This is a genomic window from Sphingomonas sp. CL5.1 (assembly GCF_013344685.1).
GTDB lineage: Bacteria > Pseudomonadota > Alphaproteobacteria > Sphingomonadales > Sphingomonadaceae > Sphingomonas.
The window spans coordinates 2,541,237-2,566,479 of sequence record NZ_CP050137.1 but is presented as its reverse complement, the minus strand read 5'-3'; the positions used below and the strand labels follow the sequence as shown (position 1 = coordinate 2,566,479).

24 protein-coding genes are annotated in these 25,243 nt (G+C 62.6%); 8 read left to right on the top strand and 16 right to left on the bottom strand.

The window, feature by feature from the left end; all coding sequences use genetic code 11:
* Window positions 1-2: 2 nt before the first annotated feature.
* Both F9288_RS12410 and F9288_RS12405 read right to left on the bottom strand, forming a co-directional pair.
* Window positions 3-410, bottom strand: a complete 408-nt coding sequence (locus tag F9288_RS12410) for a TonB-dependent receptor (protein ID WP_174837080.1) — start codon at window positions 408-410, stop codon at window positions 3-5.
* Window positions 407-2,200: a TonB-dependent receptor gene (locus F9288_RS12405; RefSeq protein WP_174837079.1), complete on the bottom strand. Its 1,794-nt coding sequence runs from the start codon at window positions 2,198-2,200 to the stop codon at window positions 407-409. The genes F9288_RS12410 and F9288_RS12405 overlap by 4 nt, the downstream gene beginning before the upstream one ends.
* Window positions 2,201-2,347: 147 nt before the next feature.
* On the opposite strand from F9288_RS12405, the gene F9288_RS12400 reads away from it, so the two are divergent.
* A complete protein-coding gene (locus tag F9288_RS12400) occupies window positions 2,348-3,262 on the top strand; it encodes a LysR family transcriptional regulator (protein WP_174837078.1) in 915 nt (304 codons plus the stop codon).
* Between the two features lie 4 nt (window positions 3,263-3,266).
* Here F9288_RS12400 and F9288_RS12395 read toward each other — a convergent pair whose 3' ends face one another.
* Window positions 3,267-4,208, bottom strand: coding sequence for a 2-hydroxyacid dehydrogenase (locus tag F9288_RS12395; RefSeq protein WP_174837077.1), 942 nt, complete (start codon window positions 4,206-4,208; stop codon window positions 3,267-3,269).
* Window positions 4,209-4,294: 86 nt separating this feature from the next.
* On the opposite strand from F9288_RS12395, the gene F9288_RS12390 reads away from it, so the two are divergent.
* The 3 genes from F9288_RS12390 to F9288_RS12380 are packed head-to-tail and all read left to right on the top strand — an operon-like array spanning window position 4,295 to window position 7,242.
* Entirely contained in the window at window positions 4,295-5,335 is a 1,041-nt protein-coding gene (locus F9288_RS12390; protein WP_174837076.1) for an aldo/keto reductase, read from the top strand.
* A gap of 6 nt (window positions 5,336-5,341) precedes the next feature.
* Window positions 5,342-6,361: an aldo/keto reductase gene (locus tag F9288_RS12385; protein ID WP_174837075.1), complete on the top strand. Its 1,020-nt coding sequence runs from the start codon at window positions 5,342-5,344 to the stop codon at window positions 6,359-6,361.
* On the top strand, window positions 6,358-7,242 hold the full coding sequence (locus F9288_RS12380) for an NAD(P)-dependent oxidoreductase (RefSeq protein WP_174837074.1): 885 nt from the start codon (window positions 6,358-6,360) through the stop codon (window positions 7,240-7,242). The genes F9288_RS12385 and F9288_RS12380 overlap by 4 nt, the downstream gene beginning before the upstream one ends.
* Window positions 7,243-7,244: 2 nt before the next feature.
* On the opposite strand, the gene F9288_RS12375 is transcribed toward F9288_RS12380, so the two are convergent.
* Window positions 7,245-8,549 (bottom strand): MFS transporter, encoded by a 1,305-nt coding sequence (locus F9288_RS12375; RefSeq protein ID WP_174837073.1) that lies wholly within the window; start codon window positions 8,547-8,549, stop codon window positions 7,245-7,247.
* 23 nt (window positions 8,550-8,572) lie between these two features.
* Window positions 8,573-10,825: a TonB-dependent receptor gene (locus tag F9288_RS12370; RefSeq protein WP_174837072.1), complete on the bottom strand. Its 2,253-nt coding sequence runs from the start codon at window positions 10,823-10,825 to the stop codon at window positions 8,573-8,575.
* A gap of 190 nt (window positions 10,826-11,015) precedes the next feature.
* Between F9288_RS12370 and F9288_RS12365 the strand changes: the two genes are divergently transcribed.
* Together F9288_RS12365 and F9288_RS12360 are read left to right on the top strand one after the other, a co-directional pair.
* Entirely contained in the window at window positions 11,016-11,888 is an 873-nt protein-coding gene (locus tag F9288_RS12365) for an alpha/beta fold hydrolase (RefSeq protein ID WP_174837071.1), read from the top strand.
* A gap of 119 nt (window positions 11,889-12,007) precedes the next feature.
* Window positions 12,008-12,298 carry a hypothetical protein gene (locus F9288_RS12360; RefSeq protein WP_174837070.1) on the top strand — a complete coding sequence of 97 codons (291 nt, stop codon included), beginning with the start codon at window positions 12,008-12,010 and terminating at the stop codon, window positions 12,296-12,298.
* A 54-nt stretch (window positions 12,299-12,352) separates the two neighbouring features.
* Here the strand turns inward: F9288_RS12360 and F9288_RS12355 are convergent, their stop codons facing one another.
* The 3 genes from F9288_RS12355 to F9288_RS12345 all read right to left on the bottom strand — a co-directional run bounded on the left by F9288_RS12355 (window position 12,353) and on the right by F9288_RS12345 (window position 15,277).
* Window positions 12,353-12,829 (bottom strand): MarR family winged helix-turn-helix transcriptional regulator, encoded by a 477-nt coding sequence (locus F9288_RS12355; protein WP_174837069.1) that lies wholly within the window; start codon window positions 12,827-12,829, stop codon window positions 12,353-12,355.
* Between the two features lie 319 nt (window positions 12,830-13,148).
* Window positions 13,149-13,694 (bottom strand): hypothetical protein, encoded by a 546-nt coding sequence (locus F9288_RS12350; protein ID WP_174837068.1) that lies wholly within the window; start codon window positions 13,692-13,694, stop codon window positions 13,149-13,151.
* Window positions 13,682-15,277, bottom strand: a complete 1,596-nt coding sequence (locus F9288_RS12345; protein WP_174837067.1) for a tannase/feruloyl esterase family alpha/beta hydrolase — start codon at window positions 15,275-15,277, stop codon at window positions 13,682-13,684. The genes F9288_RS12350 and F9288_RS12345 overlap by 13 nt, the downstream gene beginning before the upstream one ends.
* Window positions 15,278-15,513: 236 nt before the next feature.
* On the opposite strand from F9288_RS12345, the gene F9288_RS12340 reads away from it, so the two are divergent.
* Both F9288_RS12340 and F9288_RS12335 read left to right on the top strand, forming a co-directional pair.
* Window positions 15,514-16,221 (top strand): FadR/GntR family transcriptional regulator, encoded by a 708-nt coding sequence (locus F9288_RS12340; protein WP_174837066.1) that lies wholly within the window; start codon window positions 15,514-15,516, stop codon window positions 16,219-16,221.
* Between the two features lie 22 nt (window positions 16,222-16,243).
* Window positions 16,244-16,396, top strand: coding sequence for a hypothetical protein (locus F9288_RS12335; protein WP_174837065.1), 153 nt, complete (start codon window positions 16,244-16,246; stop codon window positions 16,394-16,396).
* A 2-nt stretch (window positions 16,397-16,398) separates the two neighbouring features.
* Here F9288_RS12335 and F9288_RS12330 read toward each other — a convergent pair whose 3' ends face one another.
* The 8 genes from F9288_RS12330 to F9288_RS12295 form a co-directional block, all read right to left on the bottom strand.
* Window positions 16,399-17,973 (bottom strand): AMP-binding protein, encoded by a 1,575-nt coding sequence (locus F9288_RS12330; protein WP_174837064.1) that lies wholly within the window; start codon window positions 17,971-17,973, stop codon window positions 16,399-16,401.
* 147 nt (window positions 17,974-18,120) lie between these two features.
* The gene (locus F9288_RS12325; protein ID WP_174837063.1) at window positions 18,121-18,864 is read right to left on the bottom strand and encodes an SDR family NAD(P)-dependent oxidoreductase; all 744 of its coding nucleotides are present in this window, start codon (window positions 18,862-18,864) and stop codon (window positions 18,121-18,123) included.
* Complete coding sequence (locus F9288_RS12320) at window positions 18,861-20,177, bottom strand: acyl-CoA dehydrogenase family protein (RefSeq protein WP_174837062.1); 1,317 nt, start codon at window positions 20,175-20,177, stop codon at window positions 18,861-18,863. The genes F9288_RS12325 and F9288_RS12320 overlap by 4 nt, the downstream gene beginning before the upstream one ends.
* Before the next feature lie 22 nt (window positions 20,178-20,199).
* Complete coding sequence (locus F9288_RS12315) at window positions 20,200-21,267, bottom strand: phosphotransferase family protein (RefSeq protein WP_174837061.1); 1,068 nt, start codon at window positions 21,265-21,267, stop codon at window positions 20,200-20,202.
* Window positions 21,264-21,731: a MarR family winged helix-turn-helix transcriptional regulator gene (locus F9288_RS12310; protein WP_174837060.1), complete on the bottom strand. Its 468-nt coding sequence runs from the start codon at window positions 21,729-21,731 to the stop codon at window positions 21,264-21,266. Before F9288_RS12310 ends, F9288_RS12315 begins: the two co-directional genes overlap by 4 nt.
* 185 nt (window positions 21,732-21,916) lie before the next feature.
* Window positions 21,917-22,597, bottom strand: a complete 681-nt coding sequence (locus F9288_RS12305; protein ID WP_368076236.1) for an alpha/beta fold hydrolase — start codon at window positions 22,595-22,597, stop codon at window positions 21,917-21,919.
* Window positions 22,598-22,840: 243 nt separating this feature from the next.
* A complete protein-coding gene (locus F9288_RS12300) occupies window positions 22,841-24,412 on the bottom strand; it encodes an AMP-binding protein (RefSeq protein ID WP_254620861.1) in 1,572 nt (523 codons plus the stop codon).
* Between the two features lie 79 nt (window positions 24,413-24,491).
* The gene (locus F9288_RS12295) at window positions 24,492-25,232 is read right to left on the bottom strand and encodes an enoyl-CoA hydratase/isomerase family protein (protein WP_174837059.1); all 741 of its coding nucleotides are present in this window, start codon (window positions 25,230-25,232) and stop codon (window positions 24,492-24,494) included.
* Between the last annotated feature and the right edge of the window lie 11 nt (window positions 25,233-25,243).

Genomic DNA, 25,243 nt, shown 5'->3' with positions numbered 1-25,243 from the left:
CATCAGAATTCCACGCCCAGCTTCACGCCCACCGAGCGCGGCCGCGCATATACCTGCGTGTCGCCGGATGCCGACGAGAGGATGTAGAGTTGATGCTCGGCATTGAGCAGATTCTGCACCCAGACCGAGGCGCGGAAATGCCGGTCGGGCGATTGCCAGCCCAGCTCGCCGTTGATCAGCGTATAACCCGGCTGGACAACGCGATTGCTCGCCTCCCAATATTGCTTGCCGCTGTAATAAGCGTTGCCGGCGATGGTGATCCGGCTGGCGCCGAGATCGAAACCATAGTCAAAGCCGCCGCTGACGGTCACGAACGGCGTGCGGATGAGATTCTTGCCCGAGGCGTCGATGTAGATCGTTGTATTGCCGCCTACCGGAATACCGGTCGCCGACAATGTTGGCGTCGTCACCTGGGCATTTCATATTTGGTGTATTTGGCGTGGAGCAGCGAAAGGCCGAAACGCAGGTTCAGTCCTGCGATCGGATTGGCGAACAGTTCCGCCTCGCCACCATATAGTTCGGCAGAGCCGGCGTTCTGCAGATCAGACGCCATCGTGATGGGGTTACGGACGTTGACCTGGAGGTTGGTATAATCGGTATAGAAGGCAGACAAAGTCCCGCGCAGCCACGACAACGGTCGGAATTTGGTGCCGATTTCATATTGCGTGACGGTTTCAGGGTTGACCGGGATCGGTTGCGCGGTTCCCGCAGGGTACGTCGAAGAGGCGAAGATGCCCGATTTGAACCCCTGCCCGGCCTTGGCGTAGATATTGGTGTTTTCGTCGAATTTGTACTGGATCGTGCCGCTCGGGGTGAATTGCGTATAGCGGCGGTGGCCGAATTTCTCATTGCCGGCCGGAAGATTCTGGTTCGTGATTCCGAACGATCGGACCTCATCGGTGTATCGCCCGCCGACCGTAACCAGCAGCCGGTCGGTCAGGTGATATGTTCCCTGTGCATAAGCCGCGACCGAATCCGTCTTCACCTTTGAGATGATATTTGTCGAAATTGTCGAGACGCCGGCCGCGCTGGTGGTGATGACCTGGGACGGGTCATTGCCAGCGGTGGCGTTGAAATAGGTGCCACCGACGATCCAGTCGAGCCTTCCGCCATGCCCTGTCGCATAGAGCTCCTGCGTAATCGATCTTGAATAATAATCGACCGCCTGGATAGAGACCGGTTCGAAGGTCGCATCATTGTCCGAATAGATGTCGAGCCGGGATCGATCGATCCCGGTGATCGATGTGATGTCAACCGCTCCGCCATGATACACCATGGTGAGCGAACCGCTGTTCTGGCGGAAACGCGACGCGCCGCCGTTGGTCGATGCCTCGAACGGGTCGGAGGGGATCAGCACGGCAGGGTTGCGAACCCGCGCGACGGTATTGCCATTGAGCGGTTGGGCGGAAGTCGCCAGCGTATCGCGGGTCGCATTATGCGCCAGCGACAGCGTCATCTCCAAATTATCGCTCGGCGTCAGACGTATCTTGCCGCGCAGCGCCAGGCTGTTCACGTCGCCGCGATCGGGGCCGCCCTGCAAATTGCGCAGATAGCCGTTGTCATCCTTGTACAGCACGGCAAGATCGGCCGCGATCACGTCATTACCGCCGGTCGCATATCCTTTCAGGACCACCTCGTCGTAACTGCCGTAGCTGGCCGACGCCTTGAAGCCTGGCGTGGCGCTGGGCGTGGAGGTAATGATGTTGATCGCGCCGCCAGTGCTGTTGCGGCCGAGAAGCGCGCCCTGCGGCCCCCGCAGAACCTCGATGCGGTCGATATTGTTCAGCTCCATCACCGACGAGGCCAGGAAGGGCTGGTAAACGCCGTCGATATAGACCGGCACCACCGATTCGTCGCCGGCGCCCACGCCACGGGTGCCGATGCCGCGAATCGTCGGCTGGGGCGAAAACGATGATTGCGCGAAGTTGAACCCCGGCACGACTTGCGCCAGTTCCTTGCTCGACTGGATACCCGAGCTTTCCAGCGTCTTGCCGCTGAATGCGGAGATCGAGATCGGCACGCTCTGCAGCCGTTCCTCGCGGCGCTGCGCTGTAACGACGATATCGCCCATATCCGGCTGGCTAGCTTGTTTGGCGTCCGGTTCAACCGTAGCCTCCTGCGCAATAGCCTGGGTCGAGCTTCCCGCCAGGAGGATTGCGACGATCGCAAAACGGCACGCGGGCACCTTTGGAATTCTCATTTCCCCTCTCCTCGCCCGGCTTGTCTCGGGTCGTCAGGCGACCTCTCCGGTGAGGAAGAAAATTCCATAGTCAGCATGCGTGATCATCTTCGAATAGGCACTGAATCAATCACGAAACGTGCTAGATACTCCGACAGGGGAGCCGCGATGATCGATCCATCCGAGATTAAAAGCTTCATCACGGTCGCCGAGGAGCGTTCCTTTTCCGCAGCCGCCCGGCGGCTTGGCCTTGCCCAATCGGCCGTGTCGCAGAAGGTGAAGCGACTTGAGGACCAGCTCTCGCTGCATCTGCTCGACCGCACATCGCGCCGGGTCCGTCTCTCGGTCGAGGGCGAATTGTTCATGCCATATGCCCATCGTCTGCTGGAAATGCATGACGAGGCACATCGTGCTGCTGCATTGATCCGCAGTCAGCGTGGCTCGACCCTGCTGCTCGGCGGCTACAATTTCCTGGTTGAGGAAAGGCTGCGGCTGGTCGAGCATTTCCTCGAACTCAATCCGACCACGCAGGTCGACGTCCATCACGGCACGCGGCAGGATCTCTATCACCGACTGAGCAGCGGCGGCCTTGATGCGCTCATCGCGCTCGCGCTTCCCGGACAGGCTCGATCCGATCTGGACTTCATCCGCATCGAGCGACGCCAATGTCATGTCGCTTTTCCGCTCAATCACCCCCTCGCATCGCGCGAGGCGATTACCTACGGCGATCTGTGCGGGCATCAGCTGGCGATCTCACCGGGGCGCCAGGACGCCGAAATCCTGAACGTGATCACCACGGAACTTACGCGGCGCGGTATCGAGCTGATTTCGGCTCCCGAGGCCGACCGCAGGGCAATCGAGCAATTCGCCCATGTCCGGGGTCTCCCGCATTTGCACTGGTATCCCAGCCAGCGCGTGCGGCACGAACGCGGCAGTTCCATCGTGCTGCCGATTACCGACAATGTGTTGCTCACCGATCTGGTGGTCTATTTCGAGAAGGGACGACGACGCCAGGTTGCCGAGCGCTTCGCGGAAGCCATCCGGGATTACGTGGCGCTCGGCTTGAACGAAGCCGCCGCCTGACCGCTCACGCCAGCCGGCGCAGCAACGGCTGACCGGCAAAATGCCGCCGGATGTTGTCGAGCGCACCGGCGAACACGGCGGCGAACGCCTCGTGCGTGACCCCTGCAACGTGCGGCGCCATCAGTACATTGGGCACCTCTGCCCAGTCGGAGCCTTTGATCGGCTCACGATCGAAAACATCCAGCGCCGCGCCACCGAGCCGGCGGTCCTTCAACGCAGCGATCATTGCCGGCTCGTCGATGACAAAGCCACGCGAGACGTTGACGATCAGCCCCTCCGGCCCAAGCGCCTCGATCACATCTCGCGTGACGAGTCCCCGCGTACTGTCGTCGCCGCGCGCCGCCACGATCAGAATTGTCGCCCATGCGGCAAGCTCGTCGAGCGAATCGAACCGGGGCCATGGCGCTTCGGGCTTCGGCCGAGGTCCCCACCAGGCGATCTCGCAACCGAACGGCGCGAGTCGGGCGGCGATCGCCTGCCCGATATGACCAAGCCCGACGATGCCGACCCGGTGCGTGGCGATCGAACGCGCCGGACGGCGGCGGGCTTCCGGCCAGCGATCCTCGCGTACCCAGCGATCGTTGGCGACCACCTCACGCGCATGCGCGAGCATCAGCGTCACCGCGAAATCGGCGACGTCACCTGCGTTCAGATCGCCGGCATTGGTGACGGCAATGCCACGCGCCGCTGCCGCGACGAGATCAATGCCCGATACGCCTGCCGTGATCGTGGCGATCAGCCGAAGGTCGGGGAGTAGATCGAAGCGCGCCTGGTCGAACCGCTCCACGCCCGACGTCAGCGCGGCGGCGATCCCCGCACCATGCTGACGCAGGAAGGCATCGCGATCTCCCACCCCTTCCAGCCGGACGATATCGAATTCCGTCTCCGGCGGACGCACCAGCTTCTCGATCGCTTCGCTCATGACAAGCAGCCTGGGACGGCTCATGGTTACTCCCCTGATGTTGACGAAACGTCCAGCCACGTCGATGACATAGTTATACAACATAGAAAACCATCAAGGAGCGGCAGACGATGGAAATGCGCTTTCTCGGCAGGAGCGGCCTCGAAGTTTCGGTGTTTGGCTTCGGCACGATGACCTTCAGTGATGGCGAAGGCAGGTTCGGCGGCGTCGGCGCGACGCGCGGCGAAGATGCGCGGCGGCAAATCGATCTGTGCATCGATGCGGGCGTCACATTGTTCGACACCGCCGACGTTTATGCGGCCGGTCGTTCGGAGGAGATTCTCGGCGAGGCACTGGGGGCGAAGCGTAAGAACGTGGTCGTCGCCACCAAAGCGTTCGGTCGAATGGGGCGCGGCGCGCACGATACTGGTCTGTCGCGCCGCCACCTGATCGACGCGTGCGACGCCAGCCTGAAACGGCTCGGCACCGACTGGATCGATCTCTATCAGGTCCACAGCTTCGACGCGCTGGTGCCGATCGCAGAGACGCTGCGCGCGCTGGACGATCTCGTGACCGCCGGCAAGGTACGCTATATCGGCTGCTCCAATTACGCGGGCTGGCAGTTGATGAAGGCGACGGCGGCCGCCGAACGACTCGGCACCGAGCGCTTTATCGGCCAGCAGATTCAATATTCGCTGATGGTACGCGATGCCGAGGAGGAACTGCTCCCTTGCGGCGTCGATCAGGGGATCGGCGCGCTGATCTGGAGTCCGCTGGCGCAAGGCTTCCTGTCGGGCAAGTTCCGCGGCGAGGGCACCGACGCCGATCAGCGGCTGATGCTCAACAACGGCTTGAAACTCTACGACACGCCGCGCGGCGCGGCCGTGGTCGATACGCTGTTCGAGATCGCGGCCGAGCATCCCGGCGCGTCACCGAGCCAGGTGGCGCTTAACTGGCTGCTCGCACGGCCCGGCGTCTCGACCGTGTTGATCGGAGCGCGCAGCGACGAGCAACTGGCGGACAATCTCGCCGCGGCGACCTGGGCGCTGTCGACAGAGGAAGTCGCACAGCTCGACAAGGCGAGCCAGACCGCGATGCACTATCCCAATTCCCACCATCGCTTGTTCACGCTGGAGCGCAACCCGCAACTGTTCCCGCGCTATAAGGATTGAGGACTGATGCATTATACAACGCTCGGACGAACCGGCCTTCGTGTGTCGCGCCTGTGCCTCGGCTGCATGACCTATGGCATCCCGCAGCCAGGCCAGCACCAATGGACGCTCGACGAGGAAACGAGCCGACCGTTCTTCCGCCAGGCGCTGGAAGCCGGGATCAACTTCTTCGATACCGCGAACGGCTATTCGAGCGGCACATCGGAGGAAATCACCGGCCGAGCGCTCAAGGATTTCGCGCGGCGCGACGAAGTGGTGATCGCGACCAAGGCGTGGGTTCCGTGGCGCAACGCGCCCAACACCGGCGGCCTTTCACGCAAGGCGCTGTTGCAGGCGGTTGACGACAGCCTGGAGCGGCTGGGCACCGATTATATCGATCTTTATCAGATCCACCGCTTCGACGCCGACACCCCGGTCGAAGAAACGATGGAAGCGCTGCACGATATCGTGAAGGCGGGAAAGGCGCGCTACATCGGCGCCTCCTCGATGGCGGCGTGGCAATTTTCCAAGATGCAATATACCGCGAGCGCGCACGGCTGGACGCGGTTCGTGTCGATGCAGCCGCAGGTCAACCTGATCTATCGCGAGGAGGAGCGCGAGATGCTGCCATTGTGCGCCGACATGGGCGTCGGCGTGATCCCGTGGAGTCCGCTCGCGCGCGGCAAGCTGACGCGCCCGCTCGACGCAACGACCGCCCGGTCGGAAACCGACCAGTTCGGCAAGGCGATCTACGCACGCACCGCGCACCAGGATGCGACCATCGTCGATGCGGTGCTGAAGATCGCCGCCGCGCGCGGCGTGCCGCCGGCGCAGGTCGCGCTCGCCTGGCTGCTCGCCAAAGCTGAAATCACCGCACCAATCGTCGGGGCATCGAAGCCCGCGCAGCTCGCCGATGCGGTCGCCGCGCTCGACGTGACGTTAAGCGCCGAGGAGATCGGTACGCTCGAAGCGCCTTACCTGCCGCACGCGGTGACCGGCGTGAGCTTCCCGTCGCGGTTCAGCGGCCGCGTATCGGTGGTGTCGTGAGCACGCCGATGCGCGTCGCCGTCACCGGCAGCGCGGGGAAGATCGGCCGTGAAGCGGTGCGCGCGTTGAAGGCGGCGGGACATCGCGTGATTGGCCTCGACCTGCGCGCGGCGACGATCGACGGAGTGCGTACCGCGGCGGTGGATTGCACCGATTTTGGCGCGGTGCTCGGCGCGCTTTCGGGCATCGATACGATGTTCGGCATGGCGCCGGTGCCGCAATTGCCCGATGCGGTCGTCCACCTCGCGGGCATCCCCGCCCCCGGGCTCTCGGACGACGCGCGCGTCTTCGACGTCAACACCCTCTCGACCTACAATGTCTTTTCCGCCTGCGCACGGCTCGGCATCAGGCGGATCGTGTGGGGATCGAGCGAGACGATCCTCGGCCTGCCCTTCAACACACCCCCGGCTTTCCTGCCGATCGACGAGACGCATCCCGACCTGCCCAATTGGTCCTATGCGATGGCGAAATTTCTGGGGGAGCAGATGGCCGATCAGGTGACGCGCTGGCATCAGACCCTCTCAATCGCGTCGCTGCGTTTCTCGAACGTGTTCGATGTCACCGATTACGCGCAGCAGCCCGCCGCCGCCGCCAACCCGCATTTCCGCAAGTTCAACGCCTGGGGCTATGTCGATGCGCGGGATGCGGGCGAAGCGTGTCGGCTCGCAGTGGAGGCGGCCTTCGCCGGCCATGAGCGGATGATCATCGCCGCCGCCGACAACATCACCGGCCATTCCAGCGCCGAGCTGGCCGCCGCTCATTTCCCGCAGAGCCCGTTCAAGAGCAGGCTGGAAGGCGACGCCTCGCTCCTATCTTCGGCGCGGGCTGGCGCGGTGATTGGCTACCAGCCGCGCTTTAGCTGGCGGAACGTGAAGGCCTGAGCCTACTCGCCGCGCGCGCGCATCGCCTCGACCGCGCGGCGCATCGGCGCGAGGCCGAGGATGAACGCCATCGTCGCGATCGGGCCGAGCGTCAGCGTGCTCGCCGCGAGCGACAAATGGATCAGCCCGTCCGCTTTGAACACGAAATCGGTGAACAGCCCCACGATCCCCGGTCCCACCGTGAGCGCGAACAGCCCCGTGAACAGCAAGTAGATCGCCGACATACGCCCGCGTAGGGGCGGCGGAGTCACGATCTGGATCGCACCAGCCGCGATCGCCGCCATGCCCAGCGGGATCGTCGCGATCGCGGAGAGAACGAAAAACAGCGTCGGGTTGGGCATCAAGAAACAGGCGCCGCCGGTTACGGTCACCGCGATGGCTCCATAAACATAGAAACGCATATGCGCGTCGAGGATACCGCGCCCATACCAACGATCGACGATCGCCCCGGTGATCGGCAACGAAAGCGCGCCGGTCACGAAACCGAACAGTGCAAGCACCAGCCCGGTCTGCCCGATCGCCCATCCGAAATGGCGCGTGAAATAAGCGGGTAACCACGCGAGCCTCGAGTAAGCCATCGCCATCACGCAGCCGAAACCGAGGAAGTGGCAAGCAAAGAAACGACCGTTCGCAAAAAGGAAGACGAACAGCTCACGCCATGTGCCGCGCGCGGCGGAGACGCCGCGCCGCGCAGGCTCCGGGACCAGAAAGATCAGGAAGGCAAGCAGCAAGCCCGGCGCGCCCGTTGCCAGAAATCCGAAGCGCCATGCATTGACGTGGCCGAGAACGGGCAATGTCACACCGTTCTTCGCCGCCTCCACGATCAGGCCGCCGATCGCCAGCGACGATGAAGCGCCAAGCTGCGCGCCGACCGCGAAAACCCCCAAAGCGAGCGTCAACCGCTTCTTCGGAAACAGATCGCTGAGCATCGAATAGGCGGCCGGTGCAAGCGCCGCCTCTCCCGCGCCGACAAGCACGCGAGCGGTGAGCAACTCAGAAAAATCGCGCGCCAGCCCGCATGCCGTTGCCGCAAGCGCCCAGACCAATACGCCGGCGAAGATCACGCGGCAACGCGGCAGCCGATCGGCCGCCAGACCGAGCGGCAGGCCGAAGAGCGCATATAGCAGCGCAAAGGCAAAGCCCTGCAGCAGGCCGATCTGGGTGTCGGAAATTCCGAGATCAGCCCTGATCGGCCCGACCATCAGAGCAATGATCTGTCGATCGATCAGGGCAAGTGCATAAAGCAGCAGCAGCACGCCCACCGCCGTCCATGCGATCCGCGGCGCGGGAAGGCCGCGCCCGTCCATCTCGGAGACTGCCGCCTCCGGCTTCAAAATTTTGTCCCGATACGAACGCCATAAGTGCGCGGCGGAGCGAACCGGTCGAATTCGGCCGCCGTGCCGTAAAGGATCGCGCCGGTCGCCGGGTTGCGCAGCGGTGAACTGTTGATGATCTGGGTGACCGCGAGCTTGTTGGCGAGGTTTTGCCCATATGCCTCAATGAACCACCCGGTCGACGCGGTATAGCGCACGTTGGCGCCGAACAGCCAGAAACCCGGCGCGGAATAGATCGGGTTCTGGAACACCGTGTAATAAGTGCGTGAACGATACGAACCATCGCCGTGAAACGTCAGGTCGCCCGAGCCTAGCTCGATCTTGTAATCGGCGTAGAAGTTAGCCGAGATTTCCGGCGCGCGCGGCAGGCGATTGCCTTTGACATCGAAGAATGGCCGCTGCGCGGGATCGGTGTTGGTGCACGATCCCTTGAGCGGATCGCAGAATAATGCCGAACCGAATGCCGAATGGAGCCAGGACAAGCCCCCACCCACAGTAAAGTTCTGCGTCGCCTTGATATCGAGCGTCGCATCACTTCCGTACAATGTCGCGGTGCCGGCATTGGTGATAATCGGTGATATCACTCCGTTGACGGTGAGATATTGCAGGACCTGGATGTCCTTGTAATCGTAATAGAAGCCCGAGACGTTGAAGCGCACGCGATGATCGAGGAACGTCGATTTTAGCCCGCCTTCATATGACCAGATGCTTTCCGGACCGAAGCTGTTGGTCGGCACGTCGGTGTTGAATCCGCCGCTCTTGAACCCGCTCGTCGCGGTTGCATACAAGAGCAGATCAGGGCTCGGCCGGAACTCGACGCCGATGCGTGGCGACCATTTGCTGTCCTTGCGGGTATTGAAGGTCGGCGCGCCGACGGGATCGGTCCGGTAGAAGTCATATGCCCTGTTTTCGGTGGTATAGCGTATGCCGCCGACGATGCTGAGCTGGCCCAGCTTGAGCTTGGCATCGATATAGCCCGAATAGGCTGTCGTTCTGGCATAGCGATCGGTGAAAGTTCTCGGCTGTGCCAGACTTGGCCCGAGGATACGTTTGAACTCGGACGCATTCTCGTGGAAATATGTGCCGCCGATGATCGCCGAAAGTGGGCGCTTCTCGTCGGTCGACAAATAAGTCTCGTGATAGAGCGAATTCGACCGGACATAGGAGCCGATCGCGCCGACACCGTTCGGGAAGTAAGTTCCCGGCTGCGGCACCTGGTCGCTGTCATAATAGATCGGCCCGACGGCATAGACGCGATCGCTGGTGATCGACGTGACCTTACCAATCGGGGTGGACCAGTGGATCGTGCCGCTGACACCGTAATCGCGCGCCGGCTGTGACGGCTCTATATCATAATATACTGCGCGTGGATCGCTGGTATAATATTGGGGATTGCCGGCATAATATACCGATGTCGCAGGACGAAGTTTCAGGAAATCTCCACTCTCCGTATAGGTATAATCACCGCGCAGAATGATATCGAAATTGCTGGCTGGAATGACCTTGAGCGCAGCGCGAAATCCAGCGATCCGCAGGTTCGCAATGTTGTGGCCTGTGTAGAGGTTACGGTAATAGCCGTCGCGGTTTTCATATTGAGCGGAGAACCGCGCGAGCAGCACGTCGTCGACAACCGGCCCCGAGAGCGAGCCGCGCAGATTCACGTCATTGTAATTTCCGTAACTGACGTCGGCCTTGCCCTCCATCTGGCTGGAGGGTTCCTGCGTCACGATGTTGATCGCACCGCCGGTTGCGTTACGACCGTATAGTGTCGCCTGCGGCCCCTTCAGCACCTCGATACGCTCGATATCGTTGAAGCTCTGGTTGGTCTGCGTCGTATTGGGCAGATAGACGCCGTCAAGATAGGTCGAGACGCTGTTTGCGGTCGCGATGCCCTGCAGGTTGGAACCGATGCCGCGGATATAGACCTGGGTCTGCAGGCCGAGATCCTGCGATACGAGCAGACCCGGCGTCTGGAACTGGAGCGTGGCCGTACCCAGTACGCCGGTCTTGTCGAGTTGGTCGGCATTGAGCACGGAGATCGCGGCGGCCGTGTCCTGCGCCGTGGCGGAGCGGCGCAGACCGGTCACGACGATGTCGCCCTGCTGTGCGGCGTCGGCGCTCGTCGAAGGCAAACCGGCGACATCTTCCTGGCCAACCCCGGCGGCCTGAGCCTGAGCCAGCGCGGGCGCGCAAGCAAAGGTTGCGAACATAACCGAACACGAACACCGCATCACCGATGAAAGCGTCATCGTCTGATCCCCTCGTCCTATCGCGTCACCCTCGTTTCGGGGCGATTCGCATTTTCAAACAGGCGCGGGATGTATATCACCTAGACAACATAGATATACAAGTAGGCTTGATTTCGATACGGCTCGGTAATGGCCTGACTCACTCCAATCATTGAGACGGCTCGGGAATTCACCTGTCAGGGATCACAATATGGACGACGATATCGGCCCGACTTCGCACAGCTTCGTGTCCCAACGCCTCAAGCTCAATTACCTCGATTGGGGCAATCTAGGCGCACCGACGCTGATCCTCGTTCATGGGGGACGGGATCATGCGCGCAGCTGGGACTGGGTCGCGCGCGCGCTCCGCCACGATTGGCATATCATCTGCCCCGATCTTCGTGGTCATGGCGACAGCGCCTGGTCACCGGACGGGGCCTATACGATGCCCTATTATATCTGCGACCTCGCCCAGCTCATTCATCAGCAGAGCGCGGAACCGGTCACGATCGTCGCACATTCGCTCGGCGGAGCGATCTCATTGCGATATGCGGGGTTATACCCCGAGCGGGTACGAAAAATTGTCGCGATCGAAGGGCTGGGCTTCTCGTCTGACCGCATCGACGAACGCAACGCGACCGCCCTCGCCGACGAGTGGCGCGGCTGGATCGAGGAGCGGCGCGGCATGAGCGCCCGAATGCCGCGCCGTTACGCCACGATCGAGGACGCACTGGCCCGGATGCGCTCCGAGAACCGTCATCTTTCCGAGGAGCAGGCGCGGCATCTGACGATCCACGGCGTTAATCGCAATGAGGATGGCACGTTCAGCTGGAAGTTCGACAATTATCTTCGCTCCTCGCCGCCGCTCGACCTGACGGACGCGGAGCTCCATGCCCTATGGGGGCGGATCGAATGCCCGACATTGCTTGCTTACGGCAACGACAGCTGGGCTTCGAACCCGGCCAAGGATGGTCGCGCGGCGCATTTCAAGGCGGCCCGTGTCATTGCCTATGATCAGGCAGGACACTGGCTGCACCATGACCAGTTTGAACGCTTTCTAGCTGATTTACGAGCATTTCTATAGCCTTCGCATCGCCGATGTTGCGGCGCAGCATTCTATCTTGACAAAGATACGCAGACTTATACTAAGCTTGCGTAATAATTGCTTTCAACCCTTCTGTTCGCAGCAAATGGAGCCACCCAATGCGCATTGTCATTGCCCTCGCCGCTGCCGTGCTCACCGCCGGCCCGCTTTCCGCCGCGCCTGAGGCGACTGGCACCTCTCCCGCCGCGACGGTCGCACTGAAGCGCGGCGCGACATTGCGTGACGCCAAGTCGATCCGGCTCGGCACGATCGACCGCGTCAACGCCGACGGTTCGGTTCAAATCATCTTCGACTCGAAGTTCGTGACGATTCCCGCCGACAAGATCGTGACATCACAGGATGGCGCCTCAACATCGCTAACCAAGGCGGAAGTTTCCAAACTTCACTGAGCATCGCTGGCCCGGCGCACGCCGCCGGGCCGACGACCAGCGTTAGTTCGCCGATCAGCTATCGCAGACGCTCGTTTCGTCGACGGGATCGACCTCCGCCAGTGCCGGTGCCGACTCGATATTGGCGATGACGCGATCCAGCACAGCAAGCGCGGTCTCCAGCGCCGCCGGATCAACGCCGTCTAGCGCGATTCTGTCTTCGTCGGCACCAAGTTCGGCCAGCTTCTCGAGCACGGGCCCCGCCAATGGGGTCAGATAGAGGCGATGGGTGCGACGATCGGCGATATCTGCGCGACGCTCGACCCAGCCATTGTCCACCAGCCGGTCGATCAGCCGGCCCGCTGTCACGTCACCTACCTTGATCAGCTCGGAAATGCGCCGCTGCGATGACCCCTCGTTGCCACTGATCGCGTAGATCGCACGCCACTGAGCCCTTGTGATACCGAGGCTACGCGCGCGCGCGTCGAAGCGCGTCCGCTGGAGCCGCCCGATAACGCTGATCCGATAGCTGATGGTCGTGGCCTTCTTCACCGGCTCCGCTCGTATCGGTCGCAATATGTCGCCTACTCACCAATGCTGGCCGAGCCGACGCCCGAACCGGTCCGACAATAAGATGAGCAATCATAGGATAAGGGGCGCCCCTATGGCCAGCCATCGTATCGGCGTTGAGCGAATCGCCGATAGGAAGCCGTGTCTTGCTGCCTGGACGGAACGTGCCGACGGCCGGTTCGTCCGCGCCGCGCAACGTCCCTCTCCAGCGCAATACTCAGGCCGAGCTTCAGCTCGTCCGGCGAACGCGCGTCGCGTTGCTGCCCGCGCAGATCACTTTAATCCAAGGTAAGCTGCAGCATCACGGGCGAACTACAATGTCCAAAGCGACATCATGTGGCTCAAGGGTCAGCTGACGCAGCGGCTCGCCACTCTCGGGTTCGACGTGACAATGTCCGGCAGCGCAAATCAGTGTGGCCGCAGCGGGCGGCGACACAGGCGCGCGGCTAGCGACATAGAGCGTCGTGCAATTGTCCGGTTCGCTGCCCTCGGCGCCGACGCACAGATAGATGGTGGCGGGAACCCATCGACAGGCGGCGTCGCTCCGTGGCGGGGACATCGGCACGGCGAGGCGATAGGTGGTCCCGGCGCGCTGCGGCTGAACGATCTGGATCTGGTGCGACGCGATCCGCATGCCGGTGACACTATCGTCGAACTGGCAGGCCTCCGTATTGATTGTCGTTGCGTAGTCGACCTTGGCAACGACGCTTGTCTGCGCCGGCACGGTACCGTGCAAGGTGAGCCAGGTCGCGGCTGCGACCTGCGCCAGGGTTGACGAGCCGACTGCGGCGGCGACACCGCCAGCCGCCAGCAGCAGTGCGGACTGACCGCGGATCACGTTTCGCATCGCCAGTTGCGAGCATCGTTGACGTCAAGTTTCCTCGCATTGTTCGCGCCGCCTACAAAGGTCGACTTCTTCGGATACGCACAGAGCCGGTAAGTGCGCGTCGGCGCGCCAATAACGGCGGTGTTGGGTGCCATGGCCTGCCGCGGATCAGCCGCTTTACGTTCGGGATTGCCGACGACCACCGTCTCCGGTGCCTGGCCCTTTTCGACCCAGTTCGCCATCGCTTCCAGCAGTTGATCGGGCGCGTCCGTCGGCGCGCCGACGCCGCCCGAGCAATGGTGCAGGCCGGGCACGAAGAAGGTGCGGACGAACCGCGCCTCGCCAGCCTTACCGAAAATCCTGGTGGCTTCGTCGCTATAGCTTTTCACATTGGCCGGGGGCACCGCCTGATCCGCCATGCCCGCCCAGAGGATCAGCTTGCCGCCACTTTTGCGCAGGCCCGCGAGATTGGCGGGGTTGAACCGATGACGACCAGCTGCCTCTTGCGCCACGCGGTCGGCGACGAGCGCGCTGCGGTTGCCGTAATCCAGATCGGCGAGAACGCTGTAGTTGGCCCCGTTCAGCGCCTTGGCGCTGGTATCGGTGACCATGAAGCCGGCCGGATATTGCTCCGGCCTGGTCCACGGTGGCCTCGTCATACCGGTGAGGAAGCCGGGGAAGGCTGAGGTGTTGGCGAACCAATAGCCGGGATACCAGGTGCCGAGCTCAGGCTTCAGGCCGTCTCGGATGAACTGCAACGTGCCGAATTGCGCATCGCTAAGAAACGGGAATGAAGCGCGATGCAGGACGATTGCTTCCGGTCGCCAGATCAGACCGTCCTTCGCGCCGTCAGCCGCGTCATATTCGGCGAGCAAGACCTGGTCGATGTGCTTGTATTCCTCAGGCGATATCCAGCTCGACGGGTCCCTGCTCAACCGCTGCGCGATTGCGCCCCAGATGTGAGTAATCTCCAGCGGTGCGGTGGTCATCGCGCCCCCGACATATCCGTCGAAATCGGAGGGATAGACCTCGGCTGCGGTCAGCGTGCCGTCGCCGCCACCGGAGCAGCCGGTTGCGTAGCGATGGAACTTCTCCTCGCCGTAATAGCCGCGCGTCAGCGCCTGGGTGGCGATTGCCGCAACATGGACGCCGCGACCGCCCCAATCCAGCGCTTGGACCGGGTCCTTGCGAAACGAAAAGTCGAGGCCATGCGCGACCCGCACACCCTTGTCCGTCGATGCGATCGCATAGCCGCGCTGCAAATTGACATCGCTCGGATCCGGCACGAAGCCAGCGGCGCCGCCCTGTACAGTGAATACATAGCGGCCATTGTGCCGCTGTGGCAGCGCCACCATGAAGTTCACCCGGTTCGGCCCAGGATTAGTCGTCGTGACATAACCATCGATACGGCAATAGCCGACCGGCGCGTCGAACCACTTGACCCCGGTGATTGTCGTTCCCTCTGGGGCACTGATCTCCTTGACGTCGCATTTCGGGTTGGCGGGAAGTGTCGTCCGCGGCTGGCCCGCGCTGCTGGCGGCGATGCCGCCAACGCCGACGAGAAGGCCCAGCGAAGCGAACAGTATTGTCGACCGGTAAGACATGGATTCCTCCCCTTGCATCTAGCTGCGATCCGTATCCTGCAGCGGAGTCCCGTCCGCGAGTCCGGCAACGCTCATCGGGTTCAATGCCTAATTGAGAGCGCTCTTTCAATGTTTGATCGCAGGAATTTGCTGATTTCCATATATTGAAGCTATATTCTGCACGCTATATTACGAAATTGGCTGGTCAGCAGCGTCGCTGCCCGAGCACCAGCACGAGTGATCGTCCAAGGTGGAAAATGTCAGCGGTGAAAACGTCGAGCACCTACCCCGAACTCCGTCGCTCGGGTGCACGCATCGTCGCCGATCGCTTGCGCGCTCATATTCTCAACCAGCCCGAAGGGGCCCATCTCGGATCCGAGGATGAGTTGGCCCAGCAGCTGGAGACCGGTCGGCACACTCTGCGACAAGCCGCTCGCCTCCTTGAAGAGCAGCGCCTTCTGAAGGTGAAGCGCGGTGTCGGTGGCGGCTATTACGGTGTACGATCGGACATGAATGCCGCAGCGGATGCCGCTGCCGCCTATCTGCAGACGAGGGCAGGATCGCGCGCCGATCTCTTTGCGGCGATGAACGCACTCCACGTCGAACTGGTCCGCAGCGCAGCAATCTCTGACCTCGCCGAAGGCCGGGGCTGGCTCGCAACCCTGCGCGCGCGACTGCTGGAGGGTCTGGCCGACGAACACGCCGTGGAAGAATTCGATTTCGAGTTGCGGGATTGCTTGTTCAGCCTCGTGCGCAACCCGTTTCTGGAATTCATGTTGCGGATACAGGTACGTTACGCCTTCCAGGCACCGGACTCGCCGTTAGTCCATCTGCCCGAGCGCATTGCCCAGTACAGCAAGCATCACCTCCAGCTCATCGACGCGGTGCTGGATCGCGACCCGGAGATAGCAATGCTGGCCGCGCGCCGTTTCAGCCTGCTGCTTCGTAATTGGCTCGCTCCTTGAGCACCGCCATTTCGCTAGTGTTATGGCGCCGCCCATCGCCTTGCGCCGCGAACGGCTGCGCGCCACACGCGACGAGTCTTTCGGTGCGATCGCAATTGCCATGCCTCATCGCAATGATCTGAATCCGGCCGCGAGCGGCTCGCCGGTCGATGATCGGGTACTGGCGATCAAATAGGTTCAGGCTGCAATTTCTCGAGCCTCGGCACGCGCACGAGCGCGTAATTCGTGCTTCAGTATCTTACCCGTGCTGTTGCGCGGCAACTCGCTGATGCAAACGACGCGTTCGGGCGTCTTCTGCTTCGCCACCCCGGATGTGGCGAAAAATGCGCGCACGCTTTCAAGCGTCACGTCCGCGCCAGCGCGCGCGATCACATAGGCGCAGACGATCTCGCCCATCCGCTCATCGGGGAAAGCAACCACCGCCGCATCCGCGATCATTGGATCGCCAAGCAGAATATCCTCCACCTCGCGCGACGAAATATTCTCGCCGCCACGGATGATGATGTCCTTCTTGCGATCCGAGATGACCAGAAAGCCATCGGCGTCACAATGCCCGATGTCCCCGGTGCGGTACCAGCCACCGGGAAGCAGGGCGGCGGCGTTGAGACGCGCATCAAAATAACCGGTGAACAATTCGGGTCCGCGTGTGACGATCTCGCCGTCCATCCCAGCCGGCACCTCGTTGCCGTCATCATCAACGAAGCGCATTTCGGAACCGACCATCAACCGACCCTCGGTCGTGAGGCGCTTGGCCATAGCGTCATCCGGATCGCCGGTGGTGACGGTCGGGTGTTCGCTCGAACCGTAGCTGCGGAACGTGGCCAGCCCGCGCGCGGCACAACGTTCGATCAGCGTCGGCGGGACCGGCGCCGCACCGACCAGGCAACTCACAAGGCTCGATAAATCGCGTCCATCACGATCGGCCGCGTCCAATATACCATTCAGGTGGAAAGGCGTGAACGATGATGCGCTGATCCGGTGCTGCTCGATCAGCATTGCCGCATCGGCGGCATCCCATTGATCCATCAGAACCAGCTTCCTGCCCTGCACCAGATAGCGCATCATGGTGCAAGCACCCGCGACATGCCCCGGCGGCCAGGGCGAGAAGCTGGTCTCGATGATCCGGCGTCGCGCGTGCGACACCGCCGCCATTTCGGACAGCAACGTGCGGCTGGAATGGCACACGCCCTTGGGATCGGCTGTGGTGCCAGAGGTATAGACCAGCATCGCCAGATCATCGGGACTACAGGCGGCGGGCAGCGCGCCATCTTCGTGGGCGAGCATCTCATCCCAGCCGATCGCCCTGACGGGCACGTCGTCGCCGATCACGACATGAGTGGACAGCGCGGGCAGCTCACCACAAGCCGCCAGCACCTCGCCATATTGGACGTTGCGCCAGCGATCAGGTGTAACGAGCAGCTTCGCGCCCGACTGCCGCAGGATGAAGCCCATCTCCTTCGCGCCGTAGATCGAGACGATCGGCAGCATCACGGCGCCAACATGCGCGATGCCGACGCATGCGACGAGCCATTCGCTCCATGCCGGCAATTGTACCGCGACGATATCACCCGGACCGATGCCGCGCGCCCGAAGCCCGGCCGCGAACCGGGTGCCGCGCGCAACCACGTCCGCAAGCCGGCTCGTCGCGGGACGTATCGCGGAATGCACGACCAGTTCGGCCTCAGGATGGTGCGATACGCCATCGAGAAACGCCTCGATCAATGTATGATCGGCACCCTCCAAGGTCGTCATCGCCTTCCTCTCCCCATGTCGAATCCAGGCACGAACCGGAAGAATCAGAATCCGGACCGATGCCGTGCGCCCGATTACACTACGATTACCTAGATAGCGATGTCGTTCCAATCTAGCCTGTCGGTTCGGCGTCGTGTCTGAAGATTGTTACCAAGTTCCGCCGTCGCAACGCAGCAGCGTGCCGGTGACGTAGCTGGACGCCGGGCTGGCGAGAAACAGTGCCGAGGTGACGACTTCCTCCGGCTGGCCGGGCCGGCCAAGCGCATTGCGGGATTTCTGGCGCGCTTCCTCGCTCCAGCTTCTGGCAATGTCGGTGAGGAACGGCCCCGCCGACAGCGTGTTGACGCGCACCTTTGGTCCATATTCGTGCGCAAAGGACAATGTCATCGCGTTGAGCGCCGCCTTGGCCGATCCATAGGGTATGATCTCCGGCATGGGCATCGCGCCGCCAGTCGAGGAGACGTTGATGATCGCGCCGCCTTCGCCGTCGCGCATCCTTTTCGCGATCTGGCTGGCAAGGCGGAACGGCCCCTTGAAATTTAGGTTGAGCACGCTGTCGAACAATTGCTCGGGCACGTCATGGCTGGGCATGCGCGGTCCCATGCCGGCGTTGTTGACGAGGATGTCGACGCGACCGAATGCCGCATAAACCGTGTCGATCAGGCGATCGATCTCGTCCCACTTGCCGACATGCGCGGCCACCGCGAGGGCGCGGCGGCCCATCGCGCGCACCTCTTCCGCCGCCGCCTCGCAATTGTCGATCTTGCGGCTGGCGATAATGACATCGGCGCCATGCGCCGCAAAGGCGCGCACCATCTCCAGCCCGAGGCCACGGCTGCCGCCGGTGACGAGCGCGACCTTCCCGGTGAGATCGAACAGCGGATCTATCATTCGGCCGCCTCGCGCGCGGAAAGCTTGTCCAGAATATCGGCATATCTGGCGCGCGCCGCCGCCAGCCGATCGGGGATATGCTCGCTCGGGAACAGGCCGGTGGACGGCCTGGCGTTGCGCGTGAAAGCCTTGGCAACCTGCACCTTGTGAACCTCGGTCGGGCCATCGGCGAGCGCGAGACTGGGCAGGCTCATCCACATATCGGCGAGCGGCGTCTCGTTGGTCACGCCATAGCTGCCGTGAATCTGGATCGCGCGCTGGACGACATCGTGATAGATTTTCGCCATCTGCACCTTACACATCGCGATCAGCGTGCGGGCGACGCCATGCGGTTCGGTATCGATCACCCATGCCGTCTTGAGCACCAACAGACGGAACTGCTCGATCTCGATCGCGGTATCCGCGATCATCCCTTGCACGAACTGGTGATCGGCAAGCAATTTACCTTGCGTTCGACGCGAGACGACACGCTCCTGCATCATCTCGAACGCGCGCTGACATTTGCCGACGGTGCGCATCGCGTGGTGTACGCGCCCGCCGCCCAGCCGCGCCTGGGCGACCTTAAAGCCCTCGCCCGGCCTGCCGAGCATCGCATCGAGCGGCACGCGGACCTTGTCATAATGGATGTAGCCGTGAATGCCCCGGGTATCGTCGGCGATATCGTCGCCGATCACGCCGACGTTGCGGACGATCTTGATCCCGGGCGTATCGGCCGGGACGATGAGCATCGACATGCGCTGGTGCGCCGGTGCCTCAGGATCGGTCACCGCCATAACGATCAGGAAAGCGGCGTAACGCGCGTTCGACGAAAACCATTTGTAGCCGTCAATCACCCATTCGCCGCCCTCGCGCCAGGCGCGACAGACGAACTCCTTGGGATCGGCGCCGGCTTGCGGCTCGGTCATCGAGAAAGTCGAAACGATATCCCCATCCAGCAAAGGTTGCAGATAGCGTGCCTTCTGTTCTTCGGTGCCGAACATCGCGAGGATTTCGGCATTGCCGGTATCGGGCGCCGCCGTGCCAAAAATCGTGGGCGCCCAATAAGAGCGGCCGATAATCTCGTTCATATAAGCCAGCTTCATCTGGCCATAGCCCTTGCCGCCGAGACGCGGATCGAGATGACACGCCCACAGACCTTGCGCCTTCACCTGCTCCTGCAGCGGCGCAATCACCGCGCGCGCGGTCGCGTTCCCGGTGTCGTAGGGATCGCCATGATACGGAAAGAGCAAATCGATCGGCTCGCATTCGTTCTTCACGAAATCGAGCATCCAGTCGAGCTTGGCCTGGAATTGTGGTTCGATGGTAAAGTCCATGGAGATCCCCCTTGAAAACGGATCAGCCGATACGATTGATGAGGCTTGCGGCAGCGCGGAAGTTTTCGAGCACGAGGCGTGAGAAGAAGACGCCGGTCTCCTTCGAAAGCATGCCTGCGGCAGACTGCGCGACCTTATATTCGAGGATGCATCCGCCCTTATACATCGCGAGCAAGGCGTAATAATCGAAGTCCTTCATATCCCGGCCGGTGCCCGCGGCATAATAACGCATCATTTCCTGCCGCGTCGGCCAGTTCTGCGCATTATAGAGACTCTTTGCAGGGACAACATCAGGCGCGGTTTCGTCCCGAAGCGAATTGCTGAACCACGCAAGGTCGAGCAGCGGATCGCCGATCGTCGACAATTCCCAGTCGATCAGTGCGACGAGACGCGCCGGCCGGTCGAACGTGAACAGCGCGTTGGGCGTGCCGACATCGCCATGGATGATTCCTGCCCTGAAGCTGTCTGGCACATTGGCGCGCAGCCAGTCCCGGGTCAGTTCGTAACCCGGAATGTGTCGCCCCGCGTAACCATACAGCTTTCCGTAGCTGTTGAGCTGCCTTTCCCAGCGATCGACCTGCCGCTCCAGGAAATTGTCGGGCTTGCCGAAATCATCAAGACCGACCGCCTTGTAATCGACATTGGCGAGCGCGATCAGCCCGTCGACCATCGCATAAGCGATGCCGTATTCGCTCGGCGGCCCATCGAACGGCGCACGGTGATGGATATGCTCGTCGCGCAGTTCGGCGGCCCAGCCCTTGACCCATTCCATCACATAGAAGGGCTGACCGATTACCCCGTCATCGGCGCATACGCCGTAACAAAAGGGATGCGGCACCAGGGTGCCGTTGAGTGCGGTCAGGACACGTGCCTCGCGCAGCGCGCTACGTTCCGATCCCGGTGGTGCGACCGGCGGCGGGCGTCGCAACAGCATCGTCTCGTCACCGCCGCGGTTCAACGACAGGATCACGTTGCTGGTGCCGCCATGAACCTTTTCGACCGCCAACGGACCGTCACCGAGCTGCGGGATATTGGCGTCAAGCCAGGCGGTCAGTCGCATGGCGTCATAAAGACCTTCGATGTCGCTCATGTATCCTCCCGCTCGGCGGAAGGGGTCCGCTCGCAGAAACTGCGAATATTTTCCTCGATCGCCTCGCGAATAGTACGAAGCCCGGCGACGGTGGTGGCCACCAACGCCGGGTCGAGCGTTCCGACCAGCTGCCCGGCACGTTCCAGCCCGGCCAGGTCGGCAAGGTGGCGCAGCCGATCCCCCTCCTCGGTCGCCACGAGCAACCGTGCCCGCTTGTGGTCGGGATTGTCGCGCCACACGATCAGGCCCCGCGCGACAAGCGCGTCGGCCGCGCGCTGAATCACCTGACGAGGATGATCGAGGCTGCGGCCGATCTGCGGCACGGTCGGTGGAATTTTCGCGCCGGTGACGGCGGTGAGCACGACATTTTCGATCTCGGTGAATCCATGCATCACACGAATATCGCGAAACGCGACGGCCGTGCGGCCACGCATCCGCGCAAGCTCGTCGAGAAGCTGGATCATATAGCGTGCCGAGTCTAACATGGAACTATCATGTCGATTCGGAACAATGGTGTCAAATATACAATATCAATAACTCGAACCGGCCGTCAGGCAGCATCAGGCTCGCTGCGGCGGGAAGGCGGGGATTCCGTCACCTTTACGCTCTCCTCAATCTCTTAAACCAGCACCGGCTATCGCGCGGCGTCTCATCGGCTTCGTTCCAGAAAGTCGAGCAGAGGCGTATTGAAAGCATCATTGGCATCGCCCGCGACCATATGATCGGCGCTCTCGATATTGACGAACTCAGCATGCGGGACGAGCTGGCGGAATTCCGCGACGCCCTCCATGCTCACCACACGGCTTCGCCCGCCACGGATCAGCAGCGTCGGGATCGTCAGCGCGCGCGCTGCGGCCTCCAACCGTTCATGCTGCTCGCCGCTGCGGATTTCGCCGCGACGGCTTGCCATCATCGCCGGGTCCCAATGCCAGTGGTAGCGGCCATCCTTACGCAAGCGGAGATTCTTGGCGAGACCGCTCGTGTCCTTCGGGCGTGGGCGATGCGGGATATAGCGGGCGACCGCCTCCGCCGCCTCGTCAAGGCTCGCGAAGCCATCGGGATTGCCGGTCATGAAATCGCGAATCTCGTTCGCGCCCGCCATCTCGATTCGAGGCACGACATCGACGAGAACGAGCGCACGAAAACTAGCCGGCGGCGCTTCCCCGGCGGCGAGCAGCGCCGATAGTCCGCCCAGCGACGCGCCGATCAGGGCCGGCGGATTGGGAAGCGCGGCCGCAATCGCGCGGACGTCCGCCGCCAGCGCGTCGAGCGAATAGTCGCCGTCGGCCGCCCAATCGCTGTCGCCATGTCCACGCAGATCCACCGTGATCGCATGAAAACCGTCTTTCGCGAGCGCATCGACGGCTCTCCCCCAGCTAGCCGGGTTTGCCCGCCGCCGTGCAGCAACAGCACGGCGGGTGCGTCGCGCGCGCCTGCCTCGTCCGCCGCGAGCGAAATCCCTTTGCTTCCCGACAGCCGGATCACAGGATGGCGATCCCACCGGAATAGCGCGCTGTCCGCCCGACCGGCATGACTATGCGCCCGGTTGCATATTCATTCCGATCGACCCTGCTCATCCTCGCACCTCCGAAACCGAGCCAGATGACGCGATGATCTGGTTCGCCCCCTCCCCCCAATAATGTTTGCGCAATTCCCGCTTCAGCAGCTTCCCGGTTGGCAGACGCGGCAGTTCATCGATGAAATCGACGCTTTTTGGGCATTTGAATCTCGACAGCCGGGCGTGGCAATAGTCGATGATCTCCTTGCCCAGCGCATCGGTTGGCCGCAATCCGGACTTGAGTTCGACAACCGCCTTGACCGCCTCGCCAAATTCCTTGTCGGGCACTCCGATCACCGCGACGTCGCGGATTGCGGGGTGAAGCGTCAGCACCGCTTCCGCCTCCTGCGGGTAGATATTGACCCCGCCGGAGATGATCATGTTGCTCGAACGATCGGCGAGGAAGAGATAGCCGTCCGCGTCCATCCACCCCATATCGCCGGGGCGCGACCAGCCGCGCGCGTCGAAAAAGTCGGCGGTCTTGGCCGGTTCCTTGTGATATTCGAAAATCTCCGGCGCCTCGAACATCAGATGGCCGACCTCGCCGGGCGGCAGTTCGTTGCCCGCATCGTCGACGACATGGATCGGCCCTGTCACCGAGCGCCCGACGGTGCCCTTGCGCGCCATCCATTCCTCCGGGCGAACGATCGTGAAACCGCCGCCTTCGCTCAGCCCGTAATATTCGTAGATGAGCGGACCGAACCATTCGAGCATCCGTTCCTTGACGTCGATCGGACATGGCGCCGCAGCGTGGACGACCATTCGCAAGCTCGACAGATCGTATTTCGCGCGCGTTGCGGGCGGCAGCTGCAGCATCCGCACGAAATGCGTCGGCACGAATTGCGCGTGCGTGATACGGTAGCGCTCGATATGCGCGAGCGTCGCTTCGGCATCGAACCGGCGCGGCACCACCGCGGTCCCGCCGAGCATCTGCGCACCCATCGACCAGCCCATCGGCGCGGCGTGATAGAGCGGTGCGGGCGAGTAGAACACGCTGGCGTCATCAAAGGCGAACAGACCCGCCATCATCTGCTCGATGCGCAGCGGCGTATTGAACGGATCACCCGACAGCGTGCGCAGGATGCCCTTGGGCTGCCCCGTCGTACCCGAGGAATAGAACATGAAATTGCCCTCGGTCTCGATGCCGAACGGTTCGGTCGGCTCGGCATCGATCGCGGCGGCGAGGCTGCTGAACGGGCCGAATGCTTCGCCGGAACTGAACGGCAGCTTGAGACCCGGCACCGCCGCCGCGAGATCGAGCGCGAGTCCGGCGAGGCCGGGCGAGACGATCAGCGCCTCGGCATCGCTGTTGGTGAGAATATAGGCCGCCTCATCCCGGCTGAGATGCCAGTTGACCGGCACGAAGCGCAGCGCCGACCGGCGGCAGGCCCAAGCCGCGACATAGATGGCCGCGACATTTTCCATCAGCAGCGCGACACGTGCGCCTTCATCAAGCGAGCGCCGCAGCACCCGCGCCAGCCGCATGGAATCCGCGTTGAGCATGGCAAAATCGAGCGCCTCGCCGGTTTCCGCGGCGATCATCGCCGGTTTGTCCGGGGTGGTGCGCGCAAAGGTCAGGATCGACACGGACTCACTCTCCTTCCGGCGGCGGTTCGCGTCCGCCTGTCATAGCGAACGATCACAACCGGCCGCTGGCTCAAACCGCTCATCGTTGCCCGAAAGTCGAGCCGACACGCTGGGCGAAATCAGGCGCGATCCCGGGACTGCGATAGCTTTCATGTGCAAGGCCCTGCGCGAGCGGGAGGTCCTGCGTTTCCGTCAAAAGGCGCTTGTTGCCGCGATGACTGTGCCAGGAAAGCGCGGTGATATCGTTTAGCAGCGCCGCCAGCTCGGCGTCGAACGCATCGTCGGGGACGCAGATATTGGCGAGGCCAACCCTTTCCGCCATGCGTCCACCGATCTCGCGAGCGGTGAACATCATCTCCCGCGCCTTGTAGGTGCCGACCCGGCGCGGCAGCCGCTGGCTCATTCCCCAGCCGGGAACGAGGCCCCATTTTGCGTGTGTATCCGCAAACCGCGCGGACTCGGCGGCGAAGATGATGTCCGCGCCAAGCACCAGCTCGAGGCCACCCGTGAAACACGGGCCGTGCACCGCCGCGATCACCGGCTGCGGCAGTTGCGCCAGCCGCTCGATCGTCTTCGCCTGAAAGTTCCTTGCCGGTGCCCGTTGCTGCTTGCCGAGATCCGCACCCGCCGAGAACACCGGCCCCTTGGCGCGCAGCACGACCGCCCCCACGTTATCGATCTCGCGTTCGAGCGCGGCCAGATGCGCGTCGAGCGCCACGAACATATCCACGTTGAGCGCATTGCGCTTTTCGGGCCGGTTGAGCGTCAGCGTGGCGACGCCGCCGGCATCGTCGCGCAGTACGAGCATCTCGTCGGACATGCACTTCCCCT